This is a genomic window from Plantactinospora sp. CNZ320 (assembly GCF_002846275.1).
This window is the reverse complement of sequence record NZ_PJMP01000001.1, coordinates 7,875,494-7,896,395: the sequence shown is the minus strand read 5'-3', so window position 1 is coordinate 7,896,395 and position 20,902 is coordinate 7,875,494. Positions and strand designations below refer to the sequence as shown.

At 72.1% G+C, this 20,902-nt stretch carries 14 protein-coding genes; 7 read left to right on the top strand and 7 right to left on the bottom strand.

All coding sequences use genetic code 11. The features are described 5' to 3' along the window. Positions 1 to 97 precede the first annotated feature (97 nt). The 3 genes from CLT71_RS35350 to CLT71_RS35340 all read right to left on the bottom strand — a co-directional run bounded on the left by CLT71_RS35350 (position 98) and on the right by CLT71_RS35340 (position 7,146). Positions 98 to 4,789: a family 78 glycoside hydrolase catalytic domain gene (locus CLT71_RS35350; protein ID WP_199187822.1), complete on the bottom strand. Its 4,692-nt coding sequence runs from the start codon at positions 4,787 to 4,789 to the stop codon at positions 98 to 100. A gap of 159 nt (positions 4,790 to 4,948) precedes the next feature. Further along, positions 4,949 to 6,364: an MFS transporter gene (locus CLT71_RS35345; protein ID WP_101370927.1), complete on the bottom strand. Its 1,416-nt coding sequence runs from the start codon at positions 6,362 to 6,364 to the stop codon at positions 4,949 to 4,951. A gap of 119 nt (positions 6,365 to 6,483) precedes the next feature. Further along, a complete protein-coding gene (locus CLT71_RS35340) occupies positions 6,484 to 7,146 on the bottom strand; it encodes a cytochrome P450 (RefSeq protein WP_101370926.1) in 663 nt (220 codons plus the stop codon). A gap of 64 nt (positions 7,147 to 7,210) precedes the next feature. Between CLT71_RS35340 and CLT71_RS35335 the strand changes: the two genes are divergently transcribed. Beyond that, positions 7,211 to 7,909 carry a winged helix-turn-helix domain-containing protein gene (locus tag CLT71_RS35335; protein ID WP_101370925.1) on the top strand — a complete coding sequence of 233 codons (699 nt, stop codon included), beginning with the start codon at positions 7,211 to 7,213 and terminating at the stop codon, positions 7,907 to 7,909. A gap of 73 nt (positions 7,910 to 7,982) precedes the next feature. On the opposite strand, the gene CLT71_RS35330 is transcribed toward CLT71_RS35335, so the two are convergent. Beyond that, positions 7,983 to 10,769 (bottom strand): family 78 glycoside hydrolase catalytic domain, encoded by a 2,787-nt coding sequence (locus tag CLT71_RS35330; protein ID WP_101370924.1) that lies wholly within the window; start codon positions 10,767 to 10,769, stop codon positions 7,983 to 7,985. 119 nt (positions 10,770 to 10,888) lie between these two features. After that, entirely contained in the window at positions 10,889 to 14,206 is a 3,318-nt protein-coding gene (locus CLT71_RS35325) for a family 78 glycoside hydrolase catalytic domain (RefSeq protein WP_101370923.1), read from the bottom strand. A gap of 148 nt (positions 14,207 to 14,354) precedes the next feature. On the opposite strand from CLT71_RS35325, the gene CLT71_RS35320 reads away from it, so the two are divergent. Next, entirely contained in the window at positions 14,355 to 15,404 is a 1,050-nt protein-coding gene (locus CLT71_RS35320) for an SEC-C metal-binding domain-containing protein (protein ID WP_101370922.1), read from the top strand. Here the strand turns inward: CLT71_RS35320 and CLT71_RS35315 are convergent. Next, entirely contained in the window at positions 15,401 to 16,036 is a 636-nt protein-coding gene (locus tag CLT71_RS35315; RefSeq protein ID WP_101372055.1) for a TetR/AcrR family transcriptional regulator, read from the bottom strand. The two genes, CLT71_RS35320 and CLT71_RS35315, sit on opposite strands and share 4 nt — an antisense overlap. A 225-nt stretch (positions 16,037 to 16,261) precedes the next feature. Between CLT71_RS35315 and CLT71_RS35310 the strand changes: the two genes are divergently transcribed. After that, entirely contained in the window at positions 16,262 to 17,185 is a 924-nt protein-coding gene (locus CLT71_RS35310) for an alpha/beta hydrolase (protein ID WP_101370921.1), read from the top strand. 586 nt (positions 17,186 to 17,771) lie between these two features. After that, positions 17,772 to 18,830, top strand: coding sequence for an IS110 family RNA-guided transposase (locus tag CLT71_RS35305; RefSeq protein ID WP_101371573.1), 1,059 nt, complete (start codon positions 17,772 to 17,774; stop codon positions 18,828 to 18,830). 142 nt (positions 18,831 to 18,972) lie between these two features. On the opposite strand, the gene CLT71_RS35300 is transcribed toward CLT71_RS35305, so the two are convergent. Beyond that, positions 18,973 to 19,215, bottom strand: coding sequence for a helix-turn-helix transcriptional regulator (locus CLT71_RS35300; protein WP_486483626.1), 243 nt, complete (start codon positions 19,213 to 19,215; stop codon positions 18,973 to 18,975). A 210-nt stretch (positions 19,216 to 19,425) separates the two neighbouring features. On the opposite strand from CLT71_RS35300, the gene CLT71_RS35295 reads away from it, so the two are divergent. From CLT71_RS35295 to CLT71_RS35285, 3 genes are all read left to right on the top strand, one after another. Then, positions 19,426 to 19,713: a hypothetical protein gene (locus CLT71_RS35295; protein ID WP_101370920.1), complete on the top strand. Its 288-nt coding sequence runs from the start codon at positions 19,426 to 19,428 to the stop codon at positions 19,711 to 19,713. A 360-nt stretch (positions 19,714 to 20,073) separates the two neighbouring features. Continuing rightward, entirely contained in the window at positions 20,074 to 20,415 is a 342-nt protein-coding gene (locus CLT71_RS35290) for an ArsR/SmtB family transcription factor (RefSeq protein ID WP_486483625.1), read from the top strand. Between the two features lies 1 nt (position 20,416). Next, the gene (locus CLT71_RS35285; protein WP_101370918.1) at positions 20,417 to 20,881 is read left to right on the top strand and encodes an SRPBCC family protein; all 465 of its coding nucleotides are present in this window, start codon (positions 20,417 to 20,419) and stop codon (positions 20,879 to 20,881) included. Positions 20,882 to 20,902: the final 21 nt, after the last annotated feature.

Here is a 20,902-nt window from a genome sequence, read left to right as displayed (position 1 = left end):
GACCCCCATCGGGTGGTCGACACCCCATCGGGTGGTCGACGCACCGGCGCCCGGTCCCCCCGGCGCGTGAGCCGGGCCGGGGGGACCGGGCGGGGTGTCATCGGCCGGCCGTGGAGGCCGGCGGTGGCGGCGGAGCCGCCGGCAGCGGCATCGACCAGACGTCGGCGATGGACGGGTCGTAGCCCTCGCCGGTGTCCAGGAAACGCACCCGTACCACGCCGTCGGCGGTCGCCTCCGGCCGGTCCACCACGAACTGGTAGCTCACCGTGCCGGCGCCACCGGCCGTACGCTGGTAGACCCGCGCGTGCACCCGCTCCCCGTCGACGAGTACGTCGTAGTCCTTCAACTGCGGACTGTCGTACGTCTCGACGGCCCGGAGCAGGAACGGACGGCCCGGCTCGACGGCGAGGTCGAACTCGAACCAGCCGCCCGGACGGGTGACGTCGGTGTAGCGGCGGGTCAGTCCAGCCTCGACATTGGTGCCGGAGTGTTCCGAGGCGAGCAGCCGGTGCGCCTGCTCGGAGGCTGCCGCGCCGAGGTCGACGTGGTCGAGCGCCGTACCCGGTGGATTGTCGAACCGGACCGCCAGTTCGACGGTACGCCGCTCCGCCTCGGTCGGCCCGGTGGCGACGGTGATCCCGGCCGGGCCCTCGGTCGTGGCCAACGGTACGGTGACGGTGCCGTCCAGGGTGACCTCGGCGCCCGGGGCCAGCTCGAACGACCGGCTGCCGGGCTCGACCCGCCAGCCGTCCGGTGCGCTGCCGGTCAGCTCGCCCCGCACCGGCACGGTGGACCGGTTGCGGAGCACCGTGTGCAGGGTGGCGGTGCCGCCCGGCGCCACCGAGGCCGGCTCGGCGGTGGCCGAGACGACTGTGACGGCCGGCGCCACCGACAGCGAGCCGGCCAGCGGCAGGGTGGCGGTGCCGGACCGGTAGCGGTAGCCGGCCGACGCGGTGAGCGACAGGGTACCGACGGCTTGGCCGGGGGCGAGGCGCAGCTCGTACTCGTGCCGCACCGTCCGGCCCGGCGCGACACTGCCCGGCCGGGTACCGATCGGACGCACCGTCACGCCGTCACCGGCGTCCACCGTGGACTCCAGTCCGGTGAGGGTCTCCTTTCCGCCGTTCTCCAGCAGCACCGCCGCCCGGACCACGCCGCCGGGCAGCACCTCGCCGACCGGCAGGTCCAGCCGGGCCACCGCGCCGACCAGGGCCGACGAGGCGGCGGAGAGCCGCTTGTCGAGTCGGGTCAACGGGGCGGCGAACCTGTCCGCGACCGCCTTCGGCATGCGCCCGGCCCGCACCTGGGTCTCCAGCCAGCGGTCCAGGTCGGCGCCGGTGGCCAGGGCCCGGTGTACTGCGGCACCGCTCACCCGCGCGTCACCCTCGCCGTACCGGTACGCCAGCCGGGCGGCCGCCACGTCGACGGTCAGCCGGGCGAGCCGGAGCCGCAACTGGATCGCCAGCGACAGGTGCAGTTCACCGGCGACCTGGTCGGCGACGGTTGCCGCCTCGGCGACCGCGTCGGCGGCCTCGCCCAGGTCGCCGAGCACCCGGTCGACGGCGAAGGCGTACCTGCCGGAGCCGATCTCGAAGACCGCGTCGCCGCCGTCGAGCCGGACGAACCGTACCCCGTCGGCCCGCTCCGCCGGCCGGTCGCCCTCGGTGACCGCGTGCCGGCTGGCTGCCGGGATGCGTACCGTGGCCGTGGTGTTGCCCGGCACGGTGACCGCGAGGTGGAGCTGTCCCCGGTCGTCCAGTCGCCAGTCGGTGCCGACGGTGCCGCGGATCGACCGGTACGACGCCTTCGCCGAGCGGATGTCGCCGCCGGGGCGCGGCGCGATTGTCAGGTGCGCGTAGCCCGGCTGTCCCGGGTCCGGCTGGATGCCGGCGACGGTGCGGTACATCCAGTCCCCGACCGCGCCGTAGGCGTAGTGGTTGAAGGAGTTCATCGAGACGTCGCCGAAGCTGCCGTCCGGCATGATCGAGTTCCACCGCTCCCAGATCGTGGTGGCACCCTTGCCGATCTCGTAACCCCAGGACGGGTAGGTGTCGTTGAGCAGCAGCCGGTACGCCACGTCGAGGTGCCCGGTGTCGGCAAGTGCCGGCAGCAGGTCCGGGGTGCCGAGGAAGCCGGTGGCCAGGTGCCAGTCGTGCCGTTCGAGGTTGGCGACGAGCCGGTCGGCGGCCTTGCGGCGCAGCGCGTCGGGGAGCAGGTCCATCCCGATCGCCAGCACGTACCCGGTCTGGCTGTCGCCCTGCACGGTGCCGTCGGCGGCGACGTACGCCTCGGTGAATGCCTCGGTGATCCGCTGCGACAGCGCCTCGTAGCGCTGCGCGTCGGCGGTCCGGCCGATCGCGCCGGCCATCTCGCCGAGCAGCCGGATGCTGTAGCCGTAGTACGCGGTGGCGAGCACCCCGGCCGGGGTCGGGTCGTCCAGGTTCAGCCAGTCCAGGTACGGGCCGGCGTTGGTCCGCCGCTGTCCCGAGCTGGTGTTCTCCAGCCAGGTGGCGTAGCGGACCATCGAGTCGTAGTGCTCCTCGATCACCCGGGTGTCGCCGTAGCGCTGCCAGAGCGCGTGCGGGACGGTGATGCCGGCGTCGGCCCAGCCGGTGGCGCCGTCGCCGCAGCAGGCCCTCGGCGCCACGTCCGGGTACGCCCCGTTCGCCGACTGCGCGTCCCGCAGGTCCGCCAGCCACTTGGTCAGGAAGGTGAGACTGTCCATGTTGAACGTCGCGGTCTCGGCGAAGACGTTTATGTCGCCGGTCCAGCCGAGCCGCTCGTCCCGGGCCGGGGTGTCGGTCGGGATGGAGAGGAAGTTGCCGCGCTGCCCCCAGGTGATGTTGCTGTGCAACTGGTTCACCATCGGGTTCGAGGTGGAGAACGTGCTGGTCAGCTCGCCGTCGGTGTGCATCACCAGGCCGGTCACGGTGCCCAGGTCGGGGGTGCCGGGAAAGCCGGTCAGCTCGACGTAGCGGAAGCCGTGGAAGGTGAAGGTCGGCTCGTACACCTCCGGGTCGCCGCCGCGCAACCGGTAGAGGTCGGTGGCCCTGGCCGTACGCAGGTTCGCGGTGTACGCCGTACCGTCCGGGTTGAGCACCTCGGCGTGCCGGATCCGCACCGTCGTACCGGCCGGGCCGGCCACCTTGAGCCGGACCTTGCCCACCATGTTCTGCCCGAGGTCGAAGATCCAGGTCCCCGGGGTGGGTTGGGTCAGCGCCAACGCCTTCAGCTCCTGGGTCACCCGGACCGGCGGGTCGACCTGGGCGACCAGCCGGGCGGTGGCCCCGCCGTCGCCGCCGACCGTCGCCGCCGACCAGCCGGAGTCGTCGAAGCCGGGCCGGTCCCAGCCGGCCGGCAGCCGGCGGGCGTCGTAGGTCTCGCCGTGGATCAGGTCGGTCAGCAGGAACGGTCCGGGGGTCGCCCGCCAGGAACCGTCGGTGCGGACCGTCTCGGTCCGGCCGTCCGCGTAGTCGATCACCAGGGCGGCGCTGAGCAGCGGCCGGGGGCCGTAGTTGTCAGTGCCGAACCAGGCGATGCTGCCGGAGTACCAGCCGTCGCCGAGCATCGCCCCGAACGCGTTGTCGCCGGAGCGGAGCTGCCCGGTCACGTCGTAGCTCTGGTACTGCACCCGCTTGGCGTAGTCGGTCCAGCCGGGGGCCAGCTCGTGGTCGCCGACCCGTTCGCCGTTGAGCGAGAGCTGGTAGACGCCGAGCCCGCTGGCGTAGACCCGGGCCCGAGCCACCTCGCCGGCCACCCGGAAGCCGCGCCGCAGCAGCGGGTTCGCGTCCAGTGCGGCGAGCATCGTCTCGGTGTCGCCGCTGACCCGCAGGCCGTCGGCGGTCGGGGTGCCGGCGCCGAACGGGTTCTCGCCGTCGGTCAGCGGTGCGGCGTAGAGGGTCCGGTCCCCGCTGGTCACCGAGAAGTCGGCGAAGACCGCCGCCTCCTGGGTGGAGGTGCGCAGCCCGACCGAGCCGGCGCGGTGCGCGGCGTGCCGGGTCACGTCGACCTGCACCCCGTCGACCCAGGTGGTGAAGGTGTCACCCGCCGCCGCGATCCGCAGCGTGTGCGGTGCGGTCAGCTTCTCCGCGGGTACGACCGCAGCCAGCGGCACCTCCTTGAGCAGCGTCCACGCCCCGTTGACCCGGACGTGCGGGCGCAGCTTCGCGCTGCCGTTGGTGATGGAGAACTGCCACATGTAGGCGTTGCCGGCCCCGCTGGCCCGGAGGAAGATCCCGGCCGCGTCCCGTTCCACCCGGACGGTGGCCTGCACCGTGTAGTCCACCCAGGACTCGGTCGGCGGGGCCAGCCCGATCCAGTCGCCCTGCCAGCCGTCCGGCCCGCCGACCCCGGTCTCCCAGTACGCCGGCTCGCTCCAGTCGGAGGCGTGACCGGTCGCGTCCCAGACCCGCACCTGCCAGGCGTACCGGGTGCGCGGCTGAAGCGCCGGCCCGGCGTACGGGACGAGGGTGCTGTTCCGGGAGGTGACCCGGCCGCTGTCCCAGACGTCCGGCCGGTCGAGCCGGTTCGGGCTGCTCGCCACCCGCACCTGGTAGGAGTGCTGGAGCACGCCGCGCCGGGTGGAGTCGATCGTCCAGCCCAGCCGGGGCCGTTCGGTGTCGAGCCCGATCGGGTTCGTCGCCCGCTCGGTGGTCAGGCCGGCCACCGTCAGCGCCGGATCCGGGCCTCGCGCGGCGGCCGGCGCCGGTCCGGCGACCGCCGCCACCGGCAGTGCCAGCAGCAGCGCCAGCACCCCCGACAGTCCCGACCGGGACATCCTGAGCAACATGGCCGACTCCCCACTTCCGCACGGCTGGCGACGCGTCTCAATGGACGGACGTTGAGACGATCCTGACCAGCCGCCCGGCCGGGACTCAATGCCTGACGGTGGCCACATCCGGCCAGTTCACCGCGCCACCGGCGACGCAGGGCCGGCCTGCGGCAACCGCTACGGGGTGACCTCGCTCAGCTCCGGCTCCCTCGGCTCCGTCCCGGCCGCGCCGGCCATGAACCGCCGGCTCAGTCGGCGGTACGGCCGACTGCGCAGCGCCAGCCCGGTGGCGACCAGCCCGACGATGCCGGTCAACACGAAGACCAGGGCGAGTCCACGGTCGGCACCGGTGCCGAACCAGCCGCCGATCGCCCGGGCACCCGCCCCGTCGGTCATGAACGGGATGAAGACGAACTGTGCGATCGGCGAGATCAGGAACGCGGTCAGCGGCGAGGCGGCCTGCTCGACGCTCTGCGCGAAGCCGAAGACCCGGCCCTGCCGCTCGTACGGCACCACCTTCTGCAGGATCGTCTGCTCGGCGGCCTCCGCGTACGGCACGAGCAGCATGTAGACGTAGAGCCCGACGGTGAGCAGGATGATCGAGGAGCGCAGCGGGAACAGCATGGTGACCGCCCACAGCACCAGGTTGACCAGCAGTAACAGCCGGATCGGGTTCCTGCCCAGGCCGGTACGGGCGATGAGCAGACCGCCGACGATGAAGCCCGTGCTCAACAGGCCCCAGAGCAGTCCCCAGGTCTGCACCGAGACCAGCGACAACCCGTACGCGTCCATCAGCGCCATGAAAACGCCGCCGAGCAGGTTGTTGAAGGCCGAGAACGCGATCAGGGCGGTGAGCCCCGGCACCTCGCTGACCACCCGGATGGTGCCCCGCAGGTCCACCGTACGTTTCGACGGCGCCGCCGGCTCGGCGGTGACCAGCGGCTCCCCGGGCACCGCCGGGACCGGGACCGGGGCGGGGACCGCCGGCCGGTCCGGCACCGGGACGAGGGCCAGGTGCAGCACGGCGAGCGCGATCACCGCCAGCGCCAGGACCAGCACCCAGAACATCCCGCCGATCGCCACCAGCACGCCGCTGATCACCGACGTCACCAGGAAACCCACCCCGGTGGTGCTGCCGACCAGACCGTTGGCCCGGTCCCTGGTCTCCTCCTCGATCAGCACGGTGACCAGGGTCGGCAGGGCGATGGTCCGGATGTTGCCCGCGATGACCCCGATCATCACCAGCACGACAAGCGTCCACAGCGGCACGCTCGCCGGGTCGCCGAACGACTCCCTCGGGGCGAGCTGGTACACCACCATGGCCACGGCGTACAGCGCGAGCGACACCACCGCCGACGCCTGCATCACCGTCTTCTTCCGGTGGTGGTCGACCAGGCTGCCGAACCAGATGCCGGTCAGCGCCGTCAGCACCAGGAAGATCCCGGAGATCACGCCGGTGGCGAAGACCGAGCGGGTCTCCAGGTAGACGTAGAAGGTGATCGCGAACCAGACGGTGTAGTTGATCACCGACACCAGCAGTGTGTTGCCCAGTAGCTGGAAGAAGGTCTTACGGTCCCCCCGGATCGCGCTCATGGGCCCGACCCTATGACCTGAACCAAACTTGATGTCGAGTCATTTCCACACAGGGGCCGGAACGGTCCGACGTGTGGAGCTGTCGGGGTCGGCGCGGAGTCGGGTGCGGTCTGGGGCCGTCATCGGAGGGCCGCCTCGACCAGGGCGAGAGCGTGCGCGCGGCCGGGGCAGCGACGTGCCCCGGCGCCGAAGGCCAGTTCACCGGCGAGGCTCACCCGCACCACCTCGCCGGCCTCGACGGTGACGCCGCCGACGGTGGTGGTGGCCAGCGCCTGCCGCCGGGTAACCGGGACCGGAGGCTGGTCGCGCAGCACGTCCTCGACCCGACGGTGCCGGGCCCGTTCGGTGAGCGCGACGGTGGCCTCGCACGCCTGCACCAGTACGCCGATCCGGGCCGCGGTTGGCTCGTCAGGCACACCGCCGAGCATCGCGACCAGCCGGTCGACGGCGATGTCGGCCCGGGTCTCGTCACCGGTGCCAGGTTGGTACGCCTGCGCGACCTCCCGAACCAACTCGACCACCGGGCCCTCGATGCCCATCTCGCGGGCGAGGACGGCCACCGGATGCGCTGCGGCGCTGGCCCGGAGCACCTCGGGCGGAATCGCGTCCAGGATGGCGACGGACAACGCCCGCCGACGCCGGTGCGCCTCCCCGGTGCTGAACCGGCCGACCGTGGCCCGCAGCCAGGCGACACCGGCGGAGGCGGGCGGGACGGGCGGCACCACGAAGACCGGGTCGGTCAGGACGGCAAGGGCGGCGTCATCGCCACTGATCTGCTGCATGAGCCGGAACGTACGGCCGGAACGGTTCGGCGGCGGCCGAAGTGTCCCGGCCTAGACTGGCCTGGTGATCCCCGCCTCGGACCTGGCGTCGCTTGCCGGTCTCCTGGCCGACGAGACCCGGGCGGCCATCTGTCTCGCGCTGCTCGACGGGCGCGCGTGGACCGCCGGTGAGCTGGCCGCGCACACCCGGGTCGCGCCCTCCACCGCGACCGAGCACCTGCACCGCCTCGTCGACGGCGGCCTGCTCGTGCAGCGGCGCCAGGGGCGGCACCGGTACGTCCAGCTCGCCGACCCCTCGGTCGCGCACCTGCTGGAAAGTCTGGTGGCCCGGCTCGACCCCCGCCCGGTCCCGCCGCGCGGGCTACGGTCGGCGACCGCGAGCGAGGCGCTGCGGCGCGGCCGGACCTGCTACGACCACCTCGCCGGACGGCTCGGCGTCGCGGTGACCGACGCGATGACCGGGGCAGGACTGCTGGACCAGAGCGGCGGTTTCGCGCTCACTCCGGCCGGTCTCGGCTGGTTCACCGACACGCTCGGCGTGCGTCCGGATGTCCTGCGGTCCGGCGGTCGTCCCCTCGCGCGCGGATGTCTCGACTGGACGGAGCGACGGCAGCACCTCGCCGGGGCGGCCGGGGCGAGGCTCTGCGAGACGTTCCTCGGCAACGGGTGGATAGCCCGGATCGGGTCCGGCCGCGCAGTGCGGCTCACCCCGAACGGGCAAGCCGCACTGCGCGATCTCCTGGGCCTCTCCGACCTCGACTGAGGCGACCGTCAGCGTCCCGGGAGGAACCGGCAGAGTCCCAGGAAGGAACCGGCGAAGTCCCGGGAGGAAGTGGTCAGTGTGCCCGGCCGGTCGGGTTGAAGATGGATCGGCCGGATCCGACCTCGAAGACGGCGCGGCCGTCCTCGACGCCGACGAAGGTCGCCTTGCTCGGCCCGGCCGCCTGGTAGGACCTGCCCGGCACCACCGGCAGCGCGACCCGGGCCGTCATGTTGACCGGCACCTCCAACTCGACCCGCAGCCCGGCACCGGTACGTCGCCAGTCCACGGTCACCGGACCGCGCTGGGTGTGCACCGTGCCGTTGGCGTACGACAGGCCGGTCGCCGGGGGCACGACGTCGACCCGTCCGGCACCCGGGGTCGCGGTGCGCACCCCAAGCAGGGTCTCCTGCACGTCGACCACTGCCTGGGCACCCCAGCCGTGCGACTGGCTGAAGTTGGTGCCCGGGTCGAGGGTCCAGGCCTCCCAGGTGAACGTGCCGCCCTGGGCCAGGATGTTCGCCCAACCGAGGTCGTCCGGGTTGGTCAGCAGGTCGAGTACGGCATCGGACCGGCCCGCCTCGCCGAGCGCGGCCAGCAGCCAGTGCGCCGTCATCGGCCCCTGCCTCATGCCCAGCGAGGCCAGGTACCCGGCCAGCGCCGGCCGGTCCGCCTCCGGCGCCACCCCGTGCGCGATCGCGTACGAGGTGCTGTGCTGGCCGGCGTGCGCGCTCTGCTCACCGGTGGCGGTGAGGCCGTCGACGTAGACACCGTCGGGGCGGCGCAGCTTGGCGTTCATCGTCTCGACGAGCGCGTCGGCCCGGGTCTGGTAACCGGCCGCCTCCTCGGCCGGCCGGCCCAGCGCCTCGGCCGCCCGCGCGACGGTGCGCAGCACGTCCACGCCCTGGGCGTTGATGGTGGTCCGGGCGGCGGCACTCATGTCGTAGCCGAACCGGCCCGGCTCGGGCCAGTCGACGATGCCGTACTGGTAGGCGCCGCTGCCGCCGGAGAGTCGGGTGACCAGTCCGGCGGTCGGCCCGTCGGCCGGGACGTGCCGCAGCACGTAGTCGGCGGTGTTCCGGATCGCCGGGTACGCCTCGGCGAGCAGGCCCACGTCCCCGGTCTCGGAGTAGTAGCGCCAGACCCAGTCGACGAACATCAGCGAGTAGTCGGGGATGTCCCGCTTGCCGTCCCCGTTCGGGTAGACCGCGTTGTAGCGGCCCAGGTCGTTGCCGGTGTGCCAGAAGCGCTTCGCGGAGTAGAGGAACTCCCGGATCGCCTGCTGGGTGGCGTCCCGCTCGCCGAAGGCGCCCATGGTGGCGTACGAGATGTCGACCGCGTCGCCGAGGAACTGCCCCTTCTCCCGGGTCGGCGTGTCGACGAACGCCTCCTGCACCGAATAGATCGCCGAGCGCTTCATCATCTCCCACACCTCGTTCAGGGTGCGGTCGGAGCTGCGGAAACTGCCCTCCTGACCGGCCGGGGTGTCGGTGTGCACAAGTACCGCCGAGACGTCGTTCCGGTCGATCGGCTCGCCCGCGTTCGGGATCTCCAGATAGCGGAAGCCGAGATGGGTGAAGGCCCGGAACTCCTGCTCCCCGTCCTTCTGGGTGTAGGGGAAGCTCATGTCGGTGCCCTGGGAGAGCAGGGTGGAGGTCTCGACCCGGCCGGTGGTCGGGTTCAGGTTGTAGCCGGCTCTGATCGGCACCGTCCGGCCGGCGACACCGGCGTCGAACCGTACCGCCGGACGGGCCGGGACGACCACGCCGAAGTCCGCGACCACCGTGCCGTCGGCGGCGGTGCTCAGCGCGACCGGCCGGATGGTCCGCTCGGCGAGCCGGGTCTCCTGGCCGATCAGGCGCGGGTACTGCGTCGTCGGATGCGCCCCGACGACCACTGCCGGCGCCCAGGGCGCGGCGGAGTCGTCGTAACCGGGCGCGGTCCAGCCGACGATCTCGGCGCGGGCGTCCTGCCGCTCGATCCGGTCCCCCTCGCCGTTGCGCCGACCGGATCCGGCCGGGAAGAACCCGTCCCGGGCGACCCGCCACGACCCGTCGGTGACGATCACCTGCCGGGTGCCGTCGGCGTGCTCGACCACCAGCTTCAGCAGTACGCCGGGTGCCCCGGCGGGACGGCCCTGGCCGCTGCCGTACCAGTGGTAGCGGAGACCTATCGCGAGCGGCTTGCCCGCCCGGACCAGGTCGGTGACGTCGGCGGCCTGGTAGTAGTCCTCACCCGGGTAGCCGAACGAGGTGCCCCGGTCGGCCCGCCGGCCGTTCAGGTAGAGCTCGTAGGTGTGGTCGGCGGCGGTGTAGGCGCGGGCCCGGACCACCTTGCTACGCCCGATCGACACCTCGGTACGGGCCAGCGTGTAGTCGTCGGCGTCCCCGGTGACCCGACGGATCCAGTTCGCCCCCTCCCACTGGTCGTCGGAGATGCCGGTCTCGAAGCTGCCGCTGCCGGCCGGCGAGCTGCGGCCGGTCCGGTCCCAGGTCCGCACCGTCCAGCGGTACGCCGCGCCGGGTGCCAGCGCGGGTCCGCCGTACGGCACGTAGGACTGCTGCGCCGAGTGGACCTTGCCGGAGTCCCAGAGCAGCTGACCACCGGCCGCCGAGACGGTCAACCGGTACGCGGTCTGCGTCTCGCCGGGGTCCCTGTCCCGGGGCAGCCAGCCGAACCGGGGCGTACCCTCGACGTTCAACGGCCGTACCCGGTCGTCGACGGTCAGGCCGGCGGGCGTGCCCGGCGCGTGTCCCCGGGTCGCCAGTGCCGGCGGCGCGGCCGCCAGCACACTCCCCGGCACGAGTACGGCGGTGACGACCAGGGCGGTCCTCAGCCGGGCGGATCGTCGGCGTCGTGACATGTGGCGCTCCTTCTCAGGCCGGGACGGGTTTCGGTGCTGGGCTGGCCGGGACGGGACGGGACGGGTTTCGGTGATGGCTGGCGGTGACGGGTTTCGGTGCTGGGGCTGGCCAGGGCTGCTCAGTGTCGGTCCGGCCAGGTGAGCGCTGTCGTGCCCGGCTCGACCCGGGTCAGCACGAGCCGGCCGTCGGCCACCGCGCGCTCCGGCGCCCGCCCGTCGGAGCGCACCCGTACCTTCAGGGGCTCGGAGACGCCGAACTGGGCGAGGTCGAGCTCGATCCGCCCGGTGACGTTCGGCGGCAGCGTCACGGACAGCTGCCCGCCGGCCCCACGCCCTGCCGGAGACGCCCGGTCGGCCGGGGACTCCTGGTCGGCCGGGGACTCCTGGTCCGGCTGCGGGCCGGAGCGCCGGTCGAGCCGGACCTGGACCGGGCCGCGTACCGTCGGGACGGTCGCGCGCAGCCAGCGCAGCGGGCCGGGTTGCGGTGCGACGAGCACCTCCCGGGCACCGGGGGCGAGCGGGCGGACCCCGGCGACGAACCGGGGCACGATGTTGGCCGGCGCGGATCCCCAGGCGTGCGAGAAGGTGGTGTTCGGCTTGATCGACGGGTCCCACGCCTCCATCACGATGGTGGCGCCGAGGTCGTCCATCATGTGCAGCCAGGAGGACTGCTCGCGGCTGGTGAGCAACCGGTGCGCGGCATCGGCCAGGCCGGCCCGGTAGAGCGCCTCCAGCAGGAACTGCGCCCCGTAGACGCTGACCCGCATCCCGCCGGCCGCCAACCACTCCCCCAGGGCCCGGACGTGCTGCTGCTCGGGCACCCCGAGCGCCACCGGGAACGCCGTGGCGTGCTGTGCGCGGTGGCCGGTGCCGACCCCGTCGCGGTAGGCGCCGGCGACCGGGTCGAGCAGTTCGGCATTCAGCGCGGCGCGCAGCCGGCCGGCCAGTTCGGCGTACCGCTGCTGGTCGGCGGGGCGGTCGAGCACCCCGGCGATCCGGGACAGTGCGTCGAAGGCGGCGTACTGCCAGGCGTTGATCACGGTGTTGACCCGGGTGAAGACGTACCCGTCCCGGTTGCTCGCCGGCCAGTCGACCAGGTCGGCGTTGGCCTGGCTGGAGCTGCCCGGATTCTTCTCCACCAGCCCGGCGGCGTTGAGCGCCTCGTCGAGCTGCCGGTCGACGAAGTGGTCGTAGTCGGCGGCCAGGTTCGACGGGTCACCGGTGGCCAGGTAGTCCTGCCAGGCGGTGAGCACGGTCTGCAACCGGTACTCGGCCGGCCAGGTCGGCCGCCGAGCCAGGTAGGAGGTGGAGTACCGGGCCAGCGCGTACGACCGCTGCGTGGCGTACTCGGAGAGCTGGTTGATGATCGCGTCGCCCTCGTACGGGCCGCGTTCCCGGGTCGGGGTGTCCTGGTAGAGGTCCTGCCGGGTCGCCTCGATCGAGTACCGGCACATCGCCCAGACCCGGTCCAGATCCGGGTCGGAACTGGCGAACGACGCGTCCCCGTCCCGCCACGGCAGTTTCAGCACCGCCGCCTCGACCGCCTCGGAGAGGTCGAGTCCCGGATCGGCGACCAGTTCGATCCAGCGGAAGCCCCGGTACCCCCAGTGTTCGAGCCGCTGCCAGCCGTCCCGCAGGGTCCAGACCTCGCGGTAGGTCTGCCCGGCCCGCAGGTTGTACCGGGCCCCGGTCTCGGTGCGCTCCTCGCCGAGCCGGACCTCGACGGTCTGCCCGTCGACCCCGCGCACCGACAGCCGCACTCCGCCGACCACCTCCCGACCCAGGTCGAAGAGCCAGCGCCCCGGTTCGAGCCGGTGCACCGCGACCGGCCGCAGGTGGTGGTACGCCATGTTGCCGACCCAGGCCGGTGCCAGCGGCCGGGTCAGCGGGGCGCCGACCGCCGGCTGCCAGCCGGAGTCGTCGAACCCGGCGCGGGTCCAGCCGACCGGCTCGCGACGGGCATCCAGATATTCCTGCGGCGCCTGGTAGTAGCCGCCGCCGGTGAAACCGGCCGGTGGTCGCCACGCCCCGGCCCGACGGGTCCGCCAGCCGGTGCCGGTGCCGAAGACCTGCCGGGTGCCGTCGGTGTGGACCACCACGAGTTGGGCGAGGAAGCCGCGTTCCCTGGTCGAGTAGCAGAGTGCGGCGATCGCGTTGCGGCCGGGCCGCAGCAGGTGGGTCACGTCGTGCGTGGCGTACCGGGCCTCGCCGGCCATCGCCCGGACCGGGCCGACCCCGACGATCTCGTCGTTGACCCGGAGCTGGTAGACGTACTGCCGGGCGGGCTCCGGCGACTGCCCGGTGGCGTAGAGGTAGCCGGCGGCGATCCGTTTGCCGGGGAGCACCACCTCGGTACGCAGCAGCGCCCAGTCGTTGCTCTCGCCGAGCGTCGCCAGCACCGACTGTCCACGGTTGACGACCAGGTCACCGCCGTCGACGGTGCCGCCCGGGGCGAAGACCCCGGCACCGGTCGAGAAGTCCTCGTCGACGAGTACCGCGCCGGTCGGGTCGGTGAACCTGGCGGAGTGGAACCGTTGCGCCTCGGTACTCCCGTTGCGGAACCCGATGCTGCCGGCGGCGTACGTGTCGTCCACTGTGGTGTCGATCAGCACGTCACCGAGGTAGGTCCGGATGGTCGAGCCGTCGAGTTCGACCCGCAGCCGCAGCGGGCTGCCCACCGGTACCGGCTCGGTGAGCGGCTTGTCGGCCAGTACGGTGTAGCTGCCGTTGCGCTGCACGTGCGTACGCAGCAGTCCGGGGCTGCCGGCCCGGAGCTGCCAGAGGTAGTTGTTGGCGCTGTCCTGGGCCCGGAACCAGAGGCTGGCGGCAACCGAGGTGATCGTGACCGACACCTCGAAGCTGCCGTCACCGAGCCGGACGGTGCCGTCCGGTGCCCAGATGGGTTCGGCCACCCAGGTGTCCCCGGCGGCGGTGACCACCCGCTGCGGCGCGGACCACTGCGAGACCCGCTTCGGGTCCGCCCAGGTACGCACCCGCCAGTGGTAGACCGAGCCGGGTCGCAGCGCCGGCCCGGCGTACGGCACGGCGGTGGAGTCGGCCGAGACGACCCGGCCGCTGTCCCAGACCACACCGCCCCGGCGGGACAGTTCGCTGGCGGTGTGCGCGACCTGCACCTGGTAGGCGTACTGCCGGGGTGCCCGGACCAGCTCCGGCACGATCCAGCTCAGCCGGGGGTGCTCGGCGGCGATCCCGAGTGGATCGTCCAGCAGGGAGGTGAGCAGTCCGGTCGGGGCACGGTTTCCGCTCGGCCTGCCGGCAGCCGGGGCGGGTGTGCCGACGAGGGTGGCTCCGGTGACGGTGGTGGCGGTGGCGCCGAGGGCGAGGGCGCCTCCGGTGCCGAGGAGTCCCCGGCGGGACAGCCCGGAACCCGGTTCTGTGCGGTGGTCGGCGGTGCGCGCGGCGCTCGGCTGGCTCACCCGTGCCTCCTGCCTGAATCGTTTCAGGCAGGTTAACGCCGCAGCTCACTCCATCGGAAGACGCGGATGCTGGCCGGATCCGGCCACGTGTGGCGGGTTACATCCCGACCGGCCGGGTTCTCCCCCGCCGCCGCAGTACCGTGAAGCCGTGCCGACCATTCTCACCAGCGCAGACCTCACCGAGCTGCGACAGTCCGCGCTCGGCGCGGCCGATCCGCTGGGCATCGCCGCCGAGTTGGCCGAGGCGGTCGAGCAGGGTCGACTCGCCGATCCGACGGATGCCGGCCGGGCGTTGACCCTGGCCGCCGAGATCGCCGAGGCGAGGGCGAAACTCGACGCCGCACAGCGGTACGCGGACAGCGCCGTCGGGGCGTACCGGGACAGTTCGGAGCCGGACGCCGGCTTCGCCAGGGCGCTGCACGCCCGGATCCTGTTCCGGGTCGGCCGCGCCGACGAGGCGCTGGCCGAACTGACCGCGCTGCGCCCGCTGCTCGACTCCCAGCCCGACGCCGCCGCCTATCTCAGCGCCGCGTTGGACGTCGGTGGCCGGACCGACCTGGCCGAGCAGTGGCTGACCGAGGCGGTGGAGACCGCCCTGCGCAACCGGTCCGCCCCGGCGCAGGGCGAGACAGCGCAGGGCGAGACAGCGGGCGCGGACGTCACGGTGACCACCGAGCCGACCGGGCGGGAAGCCTCCGGACTCCTCTTCTTCCTGCTGCAACAGCGCCACCGGGTACGCCGGGTACTCGACCTGCCGCACGACCAGAACGACAACCTGGCCGACCGGCTGGAGAACGAGCTGTTCCGCAGCGCGACCACGCCGGCCGGGGAGCCGGGCCCGGAGGCACGGCTGTTCCTGCCGGAGGGCGAGTTCGACGCGCTGCTGTCGCGCTGGCCCGACCTGGCCGAAGTGGTCGGCCGGGACTGGGCCGAGCATCGGGCCGGGGTCCAGCGCGAACTGGTCCGGCTGACCGAGGCGGGTCGGGTCGGGATCGGCCCGCTGCCCGGCTCGACCGAGGAACTGGCCGGCTACGCCGAACGTACCGGCGGGACGCCGACCGAGGCCCGGTCCGGCTACGCGGCGGAGCTGGTCGGGCGGGGTGCGCAGCTGCGCTGGCCGCCGGAGCGGAACGAGGCGTGCTGGTGCGGTTCGGGCAACAAGTACAAGAAGTGCTGCCTGCCGCGTACCCGAGGCTAGTCCTCCGGCCGGTCAGCCGGACCGGCGTGCCCGGCCGGCGGACCGCTGGTGATCTGTTGCTGGCGTAGTCCGGCGAGGAGAACCTCCACCATGCGCCGGGCGTTGTACCGGGGGTCCCGGTCTGCGCCGATGCAGAGGTTGCCCACGCCCCGCATCAGTTCGAGGGCCTCGACGTCGTTGCGGATCTCGCCGGCCCTGACCCCTGCATCGAGCAGTTCTGCGCAGACGGGCACGAGTCGGTCCAGGAAATAGTCGTGCAGGGTCGCGAAGGTGGCGTCGTCGGATTGCAGCGCCTCGGCGAGGCCGTGCTTGGTGACCAGGAAGTCGACGAAGAGGTCGATCCAGCGGGCCAGCGCGGCGTACGCCGAGTCGCCGCCGGCCAGCAGCGCCGGGCCCGCCTCGGCGCATGCCTCGACCTGATGCCGGTAGACCGCGACGACCAGGTCGGCCCGGGTCGGGAAGTGGCGGTAGATCGTGGCCACCCCGACGCCCGCCCTGGTCGCGATCTCCCGCACCGGCGCGTCGACGCCGGAGGCGACGAAGGCCGCGGCGGCCGCTTCCAGCAGGGTCTCCTCGTTGCGCCGGGCGTCGGCCCGCTTCCGCCGGACCGGGTACGCCGATCCGCTGCCGATCTCAGTCACCGCGCCGTTGCCTCCGTCACTCGTCTTCGTCGCCCTTGCGAACTCGTCTTCGCCACTCTTGCGAACTCGTCTTCGTCGCTCACCTTGCTAACCGGAACGCGGTTCCGTATCGTTGAACCGGAACACTGATCCGGTACTCATGGTGCCATCGCGGACGGCCCTGGACCAGGGCACGCACCGCCACTTCCCCGCGCCTCATCCCTGGAGGAGAGTTTCATGCGCCACCCCGACGAATTCGCCAGCGGACCAGTTCCGGTGGTCTCGGTACGCCCGGTGTCCCTGCCGGTCCCGGGCCGCGATCTCCGGGTACGGATCTCCGCCCCGGTGACCGGCGACGAACTGCCCGTCATCGTCTTCTCGCACGGCTTCGGCGGCTCGCTGGACAGCTACGCCCCACTCGTCGACTTCTGGGCCGCACACGGTTTCGTGGTCCTCCAGCCCACCCACCTCGACTCGCGGACCCTGAACGTCACGCCGGAGGACAGGCGTTACCCGCAGATCTGGCGCTACCGGGTCGAGGACCTCAGGCACGTCGTCGACCACCTCGACCGGATCGAGACCGCCCTTCCCGGCCTCGCCGGGCGCCTCGACCGCGACCGCATCGCCGCCGCCGGCCACTCCTGGGGCGCCCAGACGGCGAGCATGCTGTTGGGCGCGCGGGTTCTCGACTCCGAGGGCAGACCGGGCGAGGACCTGTCCGATCCGAGGATCAGTGCCGGGGTACTGCTCGCCGTACCGGGTACCGGGGGCGCCGATCTGACGCCGTTCGCCGCCGAGCACTTCCCCTTCATGAACCCGAGCTTCGCGGGGATGAGCACCCCGACCCTGGTCGTCGCAGGCGACAAGGACCAGTCCGCGCTCAGCGTCCGGGGACCGGAGTGGTTCACGGACGCGTACCACCTGAGCCCGGGGGCCAGGAGCATGCTCACCCTCTTCGGCGCGGAGCACTCGCTGGGCGGGATCCCCGGGTACGACTCCGCCGAGACGACAGACGAGAGCCCGGAACGGGTTGCCCTGATCCAGCGGCTCAGCTGGGCCTTCCTCCGCAGCGCACTCCACCCCGGGGACACCTGCTGGCCGGCGGCGAGCGCCGAACTCGCGGAACACCCCGATCCGCCGGGGCGGCTCGACACCAGGTGACGATGGCGCAGCGCGACGGTCCGCGCACGGGGCGGACAGAGCGAGTCGACCAGCGAGCAACTAATCGACCTGGGACGCGACGTCACCGAGGAGGAATGGCAGCGTGGCGAGGCATACGTAGATGACGGCGTGAGCGCCAGCCAGTACGGCACCAAGGTTCGGGAGGACTATCAACGGATGCTCGACGACCGGTCGGTTTGGGGCACAGGTGCTCGGCCTGTGGGAGCCGTCGCGCGGTTCGCGGCAGGCTGCCGGCGATGAGGTCGAGACCGACACCCTGAGCGAAGACATCTGCGGTGCGGTCTGGGACTTGGCCGGAAGAACCGAAGTCGAGTCGGCCGACTGACAGTGAGGATGTAGGGGTGGGGTCACCCGGCTTGGTCTGACTCACCGACTGACCGACGTTGCTGTCCTGTAGTGGATTCGTCGGCCTGGTCCGGGTGACCCCGTTCCTGCACGTCACTGGCAGGGGCGTCGTGACCTGATAGGAGCCTGTGCAAGAGGTCCCGTCACTGTCCTGTCCGCCCGTCCCGGCGAGTGCGTGCCGACCCTGTTCGGTGCAAGCGAGAGGGACGACGGTTCCAGCATGACAGCCAAGAAGCGCAAGGTCACCGGTGGCGTCGATACTCACGGCAGGACCCATCACGCGGCGGTGATCGATCAGACCGGACGGGAACTCGGTGATCAGCAGTTCCCCGCCACACCCGCCGGTTACCGGCAGTTGCTGGGCTGGCTACGATCCTTCGGCACGATTATGAAGATTGGTGTCGAGGGCACCGGCGCTTATGGCGCGGGCCTGGCCCGCTACCTGAGCAGCCAAAAGGTCACCGTTGTTGAAGTCGACCGGCCGGACCGCAGGACCCGGCGGGTGAAGGGCAAGTCTGACCCGATCGACGCGCTCGCCGCCGCCCGCGCCGCCCTGTCCGGGCAGGCCAGCGGCATGCCGAAGACCCGCACCGGACCGGTCGAGGCGATCCGTGCCCTGCGGGTGGCCCGCAACGGTGCGGTCAAGGCCCGCACCGCCGCCATCAACCAGCTCCACGGTCTGCTCACCGCCGCCCCCGAGGACCTGCGCGCCGACCTGGTCGGCCACACCGGCATGAGCCTGGTCAACCGCTGCGCCGGCCTCACCAGCGACGACACCCGGCTCAGCGACCCCGTCGAGGCGACCAAAGCCGCCCTCACCGCGATCGCCACCCGCATCCAGGCCCTCACCGCCGAGATCACTCTCGCCGACCGGCGACTACGCCCCGCCGTCACTCAGACCGCCCCCACCCTCAGCGGGCTGTTCGGCGTTGGACCCGACGTCGCCGGTCAACTCCTGACCACCGCCGGCGACAACCCCGACCGACTCCGCAGCGAAGCCGCCCTGGCACACCTCTGCGGCACCGCACCCATCCCCGCCAGCTCCGGACGCACCGACCGACACCGCCTCAACCGCGGCGGCGACAGAGCCGCGAACAAAGCCCTACACACCATCGCCCTCTGCCGCCTGCGCTACGACCCCCGCACCCGCGCCTACCAAGAGAAACGCACCAAACAAGGCCTCAGCAAGAAAGAGATCATCCGCTGCCTCAAGCGCTACATCGTCCGCGAGATCCACACCGCCCTCCTCGCCGACTACACCGCCCTCAACACCCCTTGACATCCATAGGAGCATCCACCGGCCCCGGGACTGCCTCCGACAGGCTTCCCGGGGCCGCTGTCTGCTCGGGGGTGTGTCGATGCCCGGCCGGGGCTCCGAGGCGCTCCCGTGCCCTCCGGGAGGCCACGACGATGCCCCCGGATCAGCCCGGCTCGTCCTCGTCGCCCTTCGCCTTCGGAGGGGCGTGACGGTGTCTCCTGACCCAGGCTTCGACGTCTTTGCGCAACCACACCGAACCGGCAGCCAGCCGCTGGTACGGCTCGGGAAAATTCCGCTGCTGGGTGATCTGCCTCGCGCGGGTTCGTGAGACGCCCAGGAGGTTCTGGATCTCCTGCGTGCCCATCAGTTCCCCAGGCCCGTCCGACATGGGCGCGAAGCTACGCACCCGCTGCGTCTTCCCGATCGGCCCTGTCCGACACGCCCTACCCTCTTGCGCAGGGGGCAACACCCGGGGGACGATCCGAGGACGGCCCCCGCCCGGGTGGCTGTATCGGCGGTCGGGCGGGGTTGCCATCCAAGGCGGGGGCTGCCGCCGGCAGTAAATGAGACCTCCGGCGCCCGGTGGCAGCCCCCGGCCCGAGCCGGAGGAGGAAACGTGCAGATCCGGTCGTTCGCCAGCGACCCAGAACCGGCCACCCCACCGACACTCCAGCAGCAGATCAGGCGGTTGAAAGAGGAGCTGGCTGCCGCCCAACAGGCCCTGCTCGACCGTCAGAGCCGGCTCGACGAGGCCAAACAGCGGCTGGTGCTGATCTCCCGGATCGCCCGGGACGACGAACGGTGCCGACGTGCCCCAACCGTCTCCTGGGCCGCAGTCCGAGCCGCCCTGTATGCCACTCCGAGGAACCTGACCAAGGTCGGGGCCGACCTGCCCATCCTCTGAACTGGAGCAAACACCGTTGAGATCCGGGCATACCACCTATATCGCCCCCGGAGGTGTGCCCTGATCGTCCTGCCCCGGCTTGGTGGCCTTGCCGGGGCAGGCACCGCCCTCCCGGTTGCAGCCGGTGGGGCACCCGGCCCCCGTGGCTGACCCGAACAGCACGGGGGCCGGTCCATGCCCGGGGCCGGGAGGCACCAGTGTCCGGCATAGCTCGGAGGTCGCGCCGCTGTGCGGGGGCGGCCCGTCGCGCTTCGCCATCCGCTCGGAGCGGGTGCGCCAAAGGGGTTGACACCGACCGCCAATGGCACGAGTATTCAACTTACAAGTTGATTAACCGAGCGGTTGAGAAAGGCGGTCGGCGTGGACCGGCTCAGCGAGGTCTTCGGTGCCCTGGCCGATCCGACCCGGCGGGCCATCCTGGCCCGGCTGGCCGAGGGCGAGGCGACGGTCAACCAGATCGCCGAACCGTTCCCGATCAGCCTCCAGGCCGTCTCCAAACACCTGAAGGTGCTGGAGCGGGCCGGGCTGATCAGCCGGGGCCGGGAGGCGCAGTGGCGACCCTGCCGGCTCGACGCGGAGCCGCTGCGCGAGGTGGCCGACTGGATCGCCGACTACCAGCGGTTCTGGGAGCAGCGCTACGACCAGCTCGGCGACTACCTGCGACAACTGGGCAGCGACGGAACACGACCGGAGGAGACCTGAGATGAGCGAGAACCTGACGGTGACCATGCCGTCCGACCTGGAGATCAAGATGGTGCGCGTCTTCGAGGCGCCGCGTGCCCTCGTCTTCGAGGCGCACTCGAAGTGCGAGCACATCAAGCACTGGTGGGGGCGGGGCAACCCGCTCGACTGCGAGATGGATTTCCGGCCGGGCGGCAGCTACCGCTTCGTCGAGCACGCCCCCGACGGGGAGTACGCGTTCCGCGGCGAATACCGGGAGATCCAGCCGCCGGAGCGGATCGTGCAGACCTTCGAGTTCGAGGGCATGCCCGGACACGTCTGCGTGGAGACGCTGGAGTTGACCGAGTCGGACGGCAGGACCACTGTCACCAGCGTCACCCGGTTCGACACAAAGGAGGAGCGCGACGGCATGGCCGCCTCCGGGATGGCCGATGGCGCCCGCGAGTCGTACAAGGCCCTGGCCGCGTACCTGGCGAAGCTCTCCTGACCCGGACGGAGGGGCCACCCC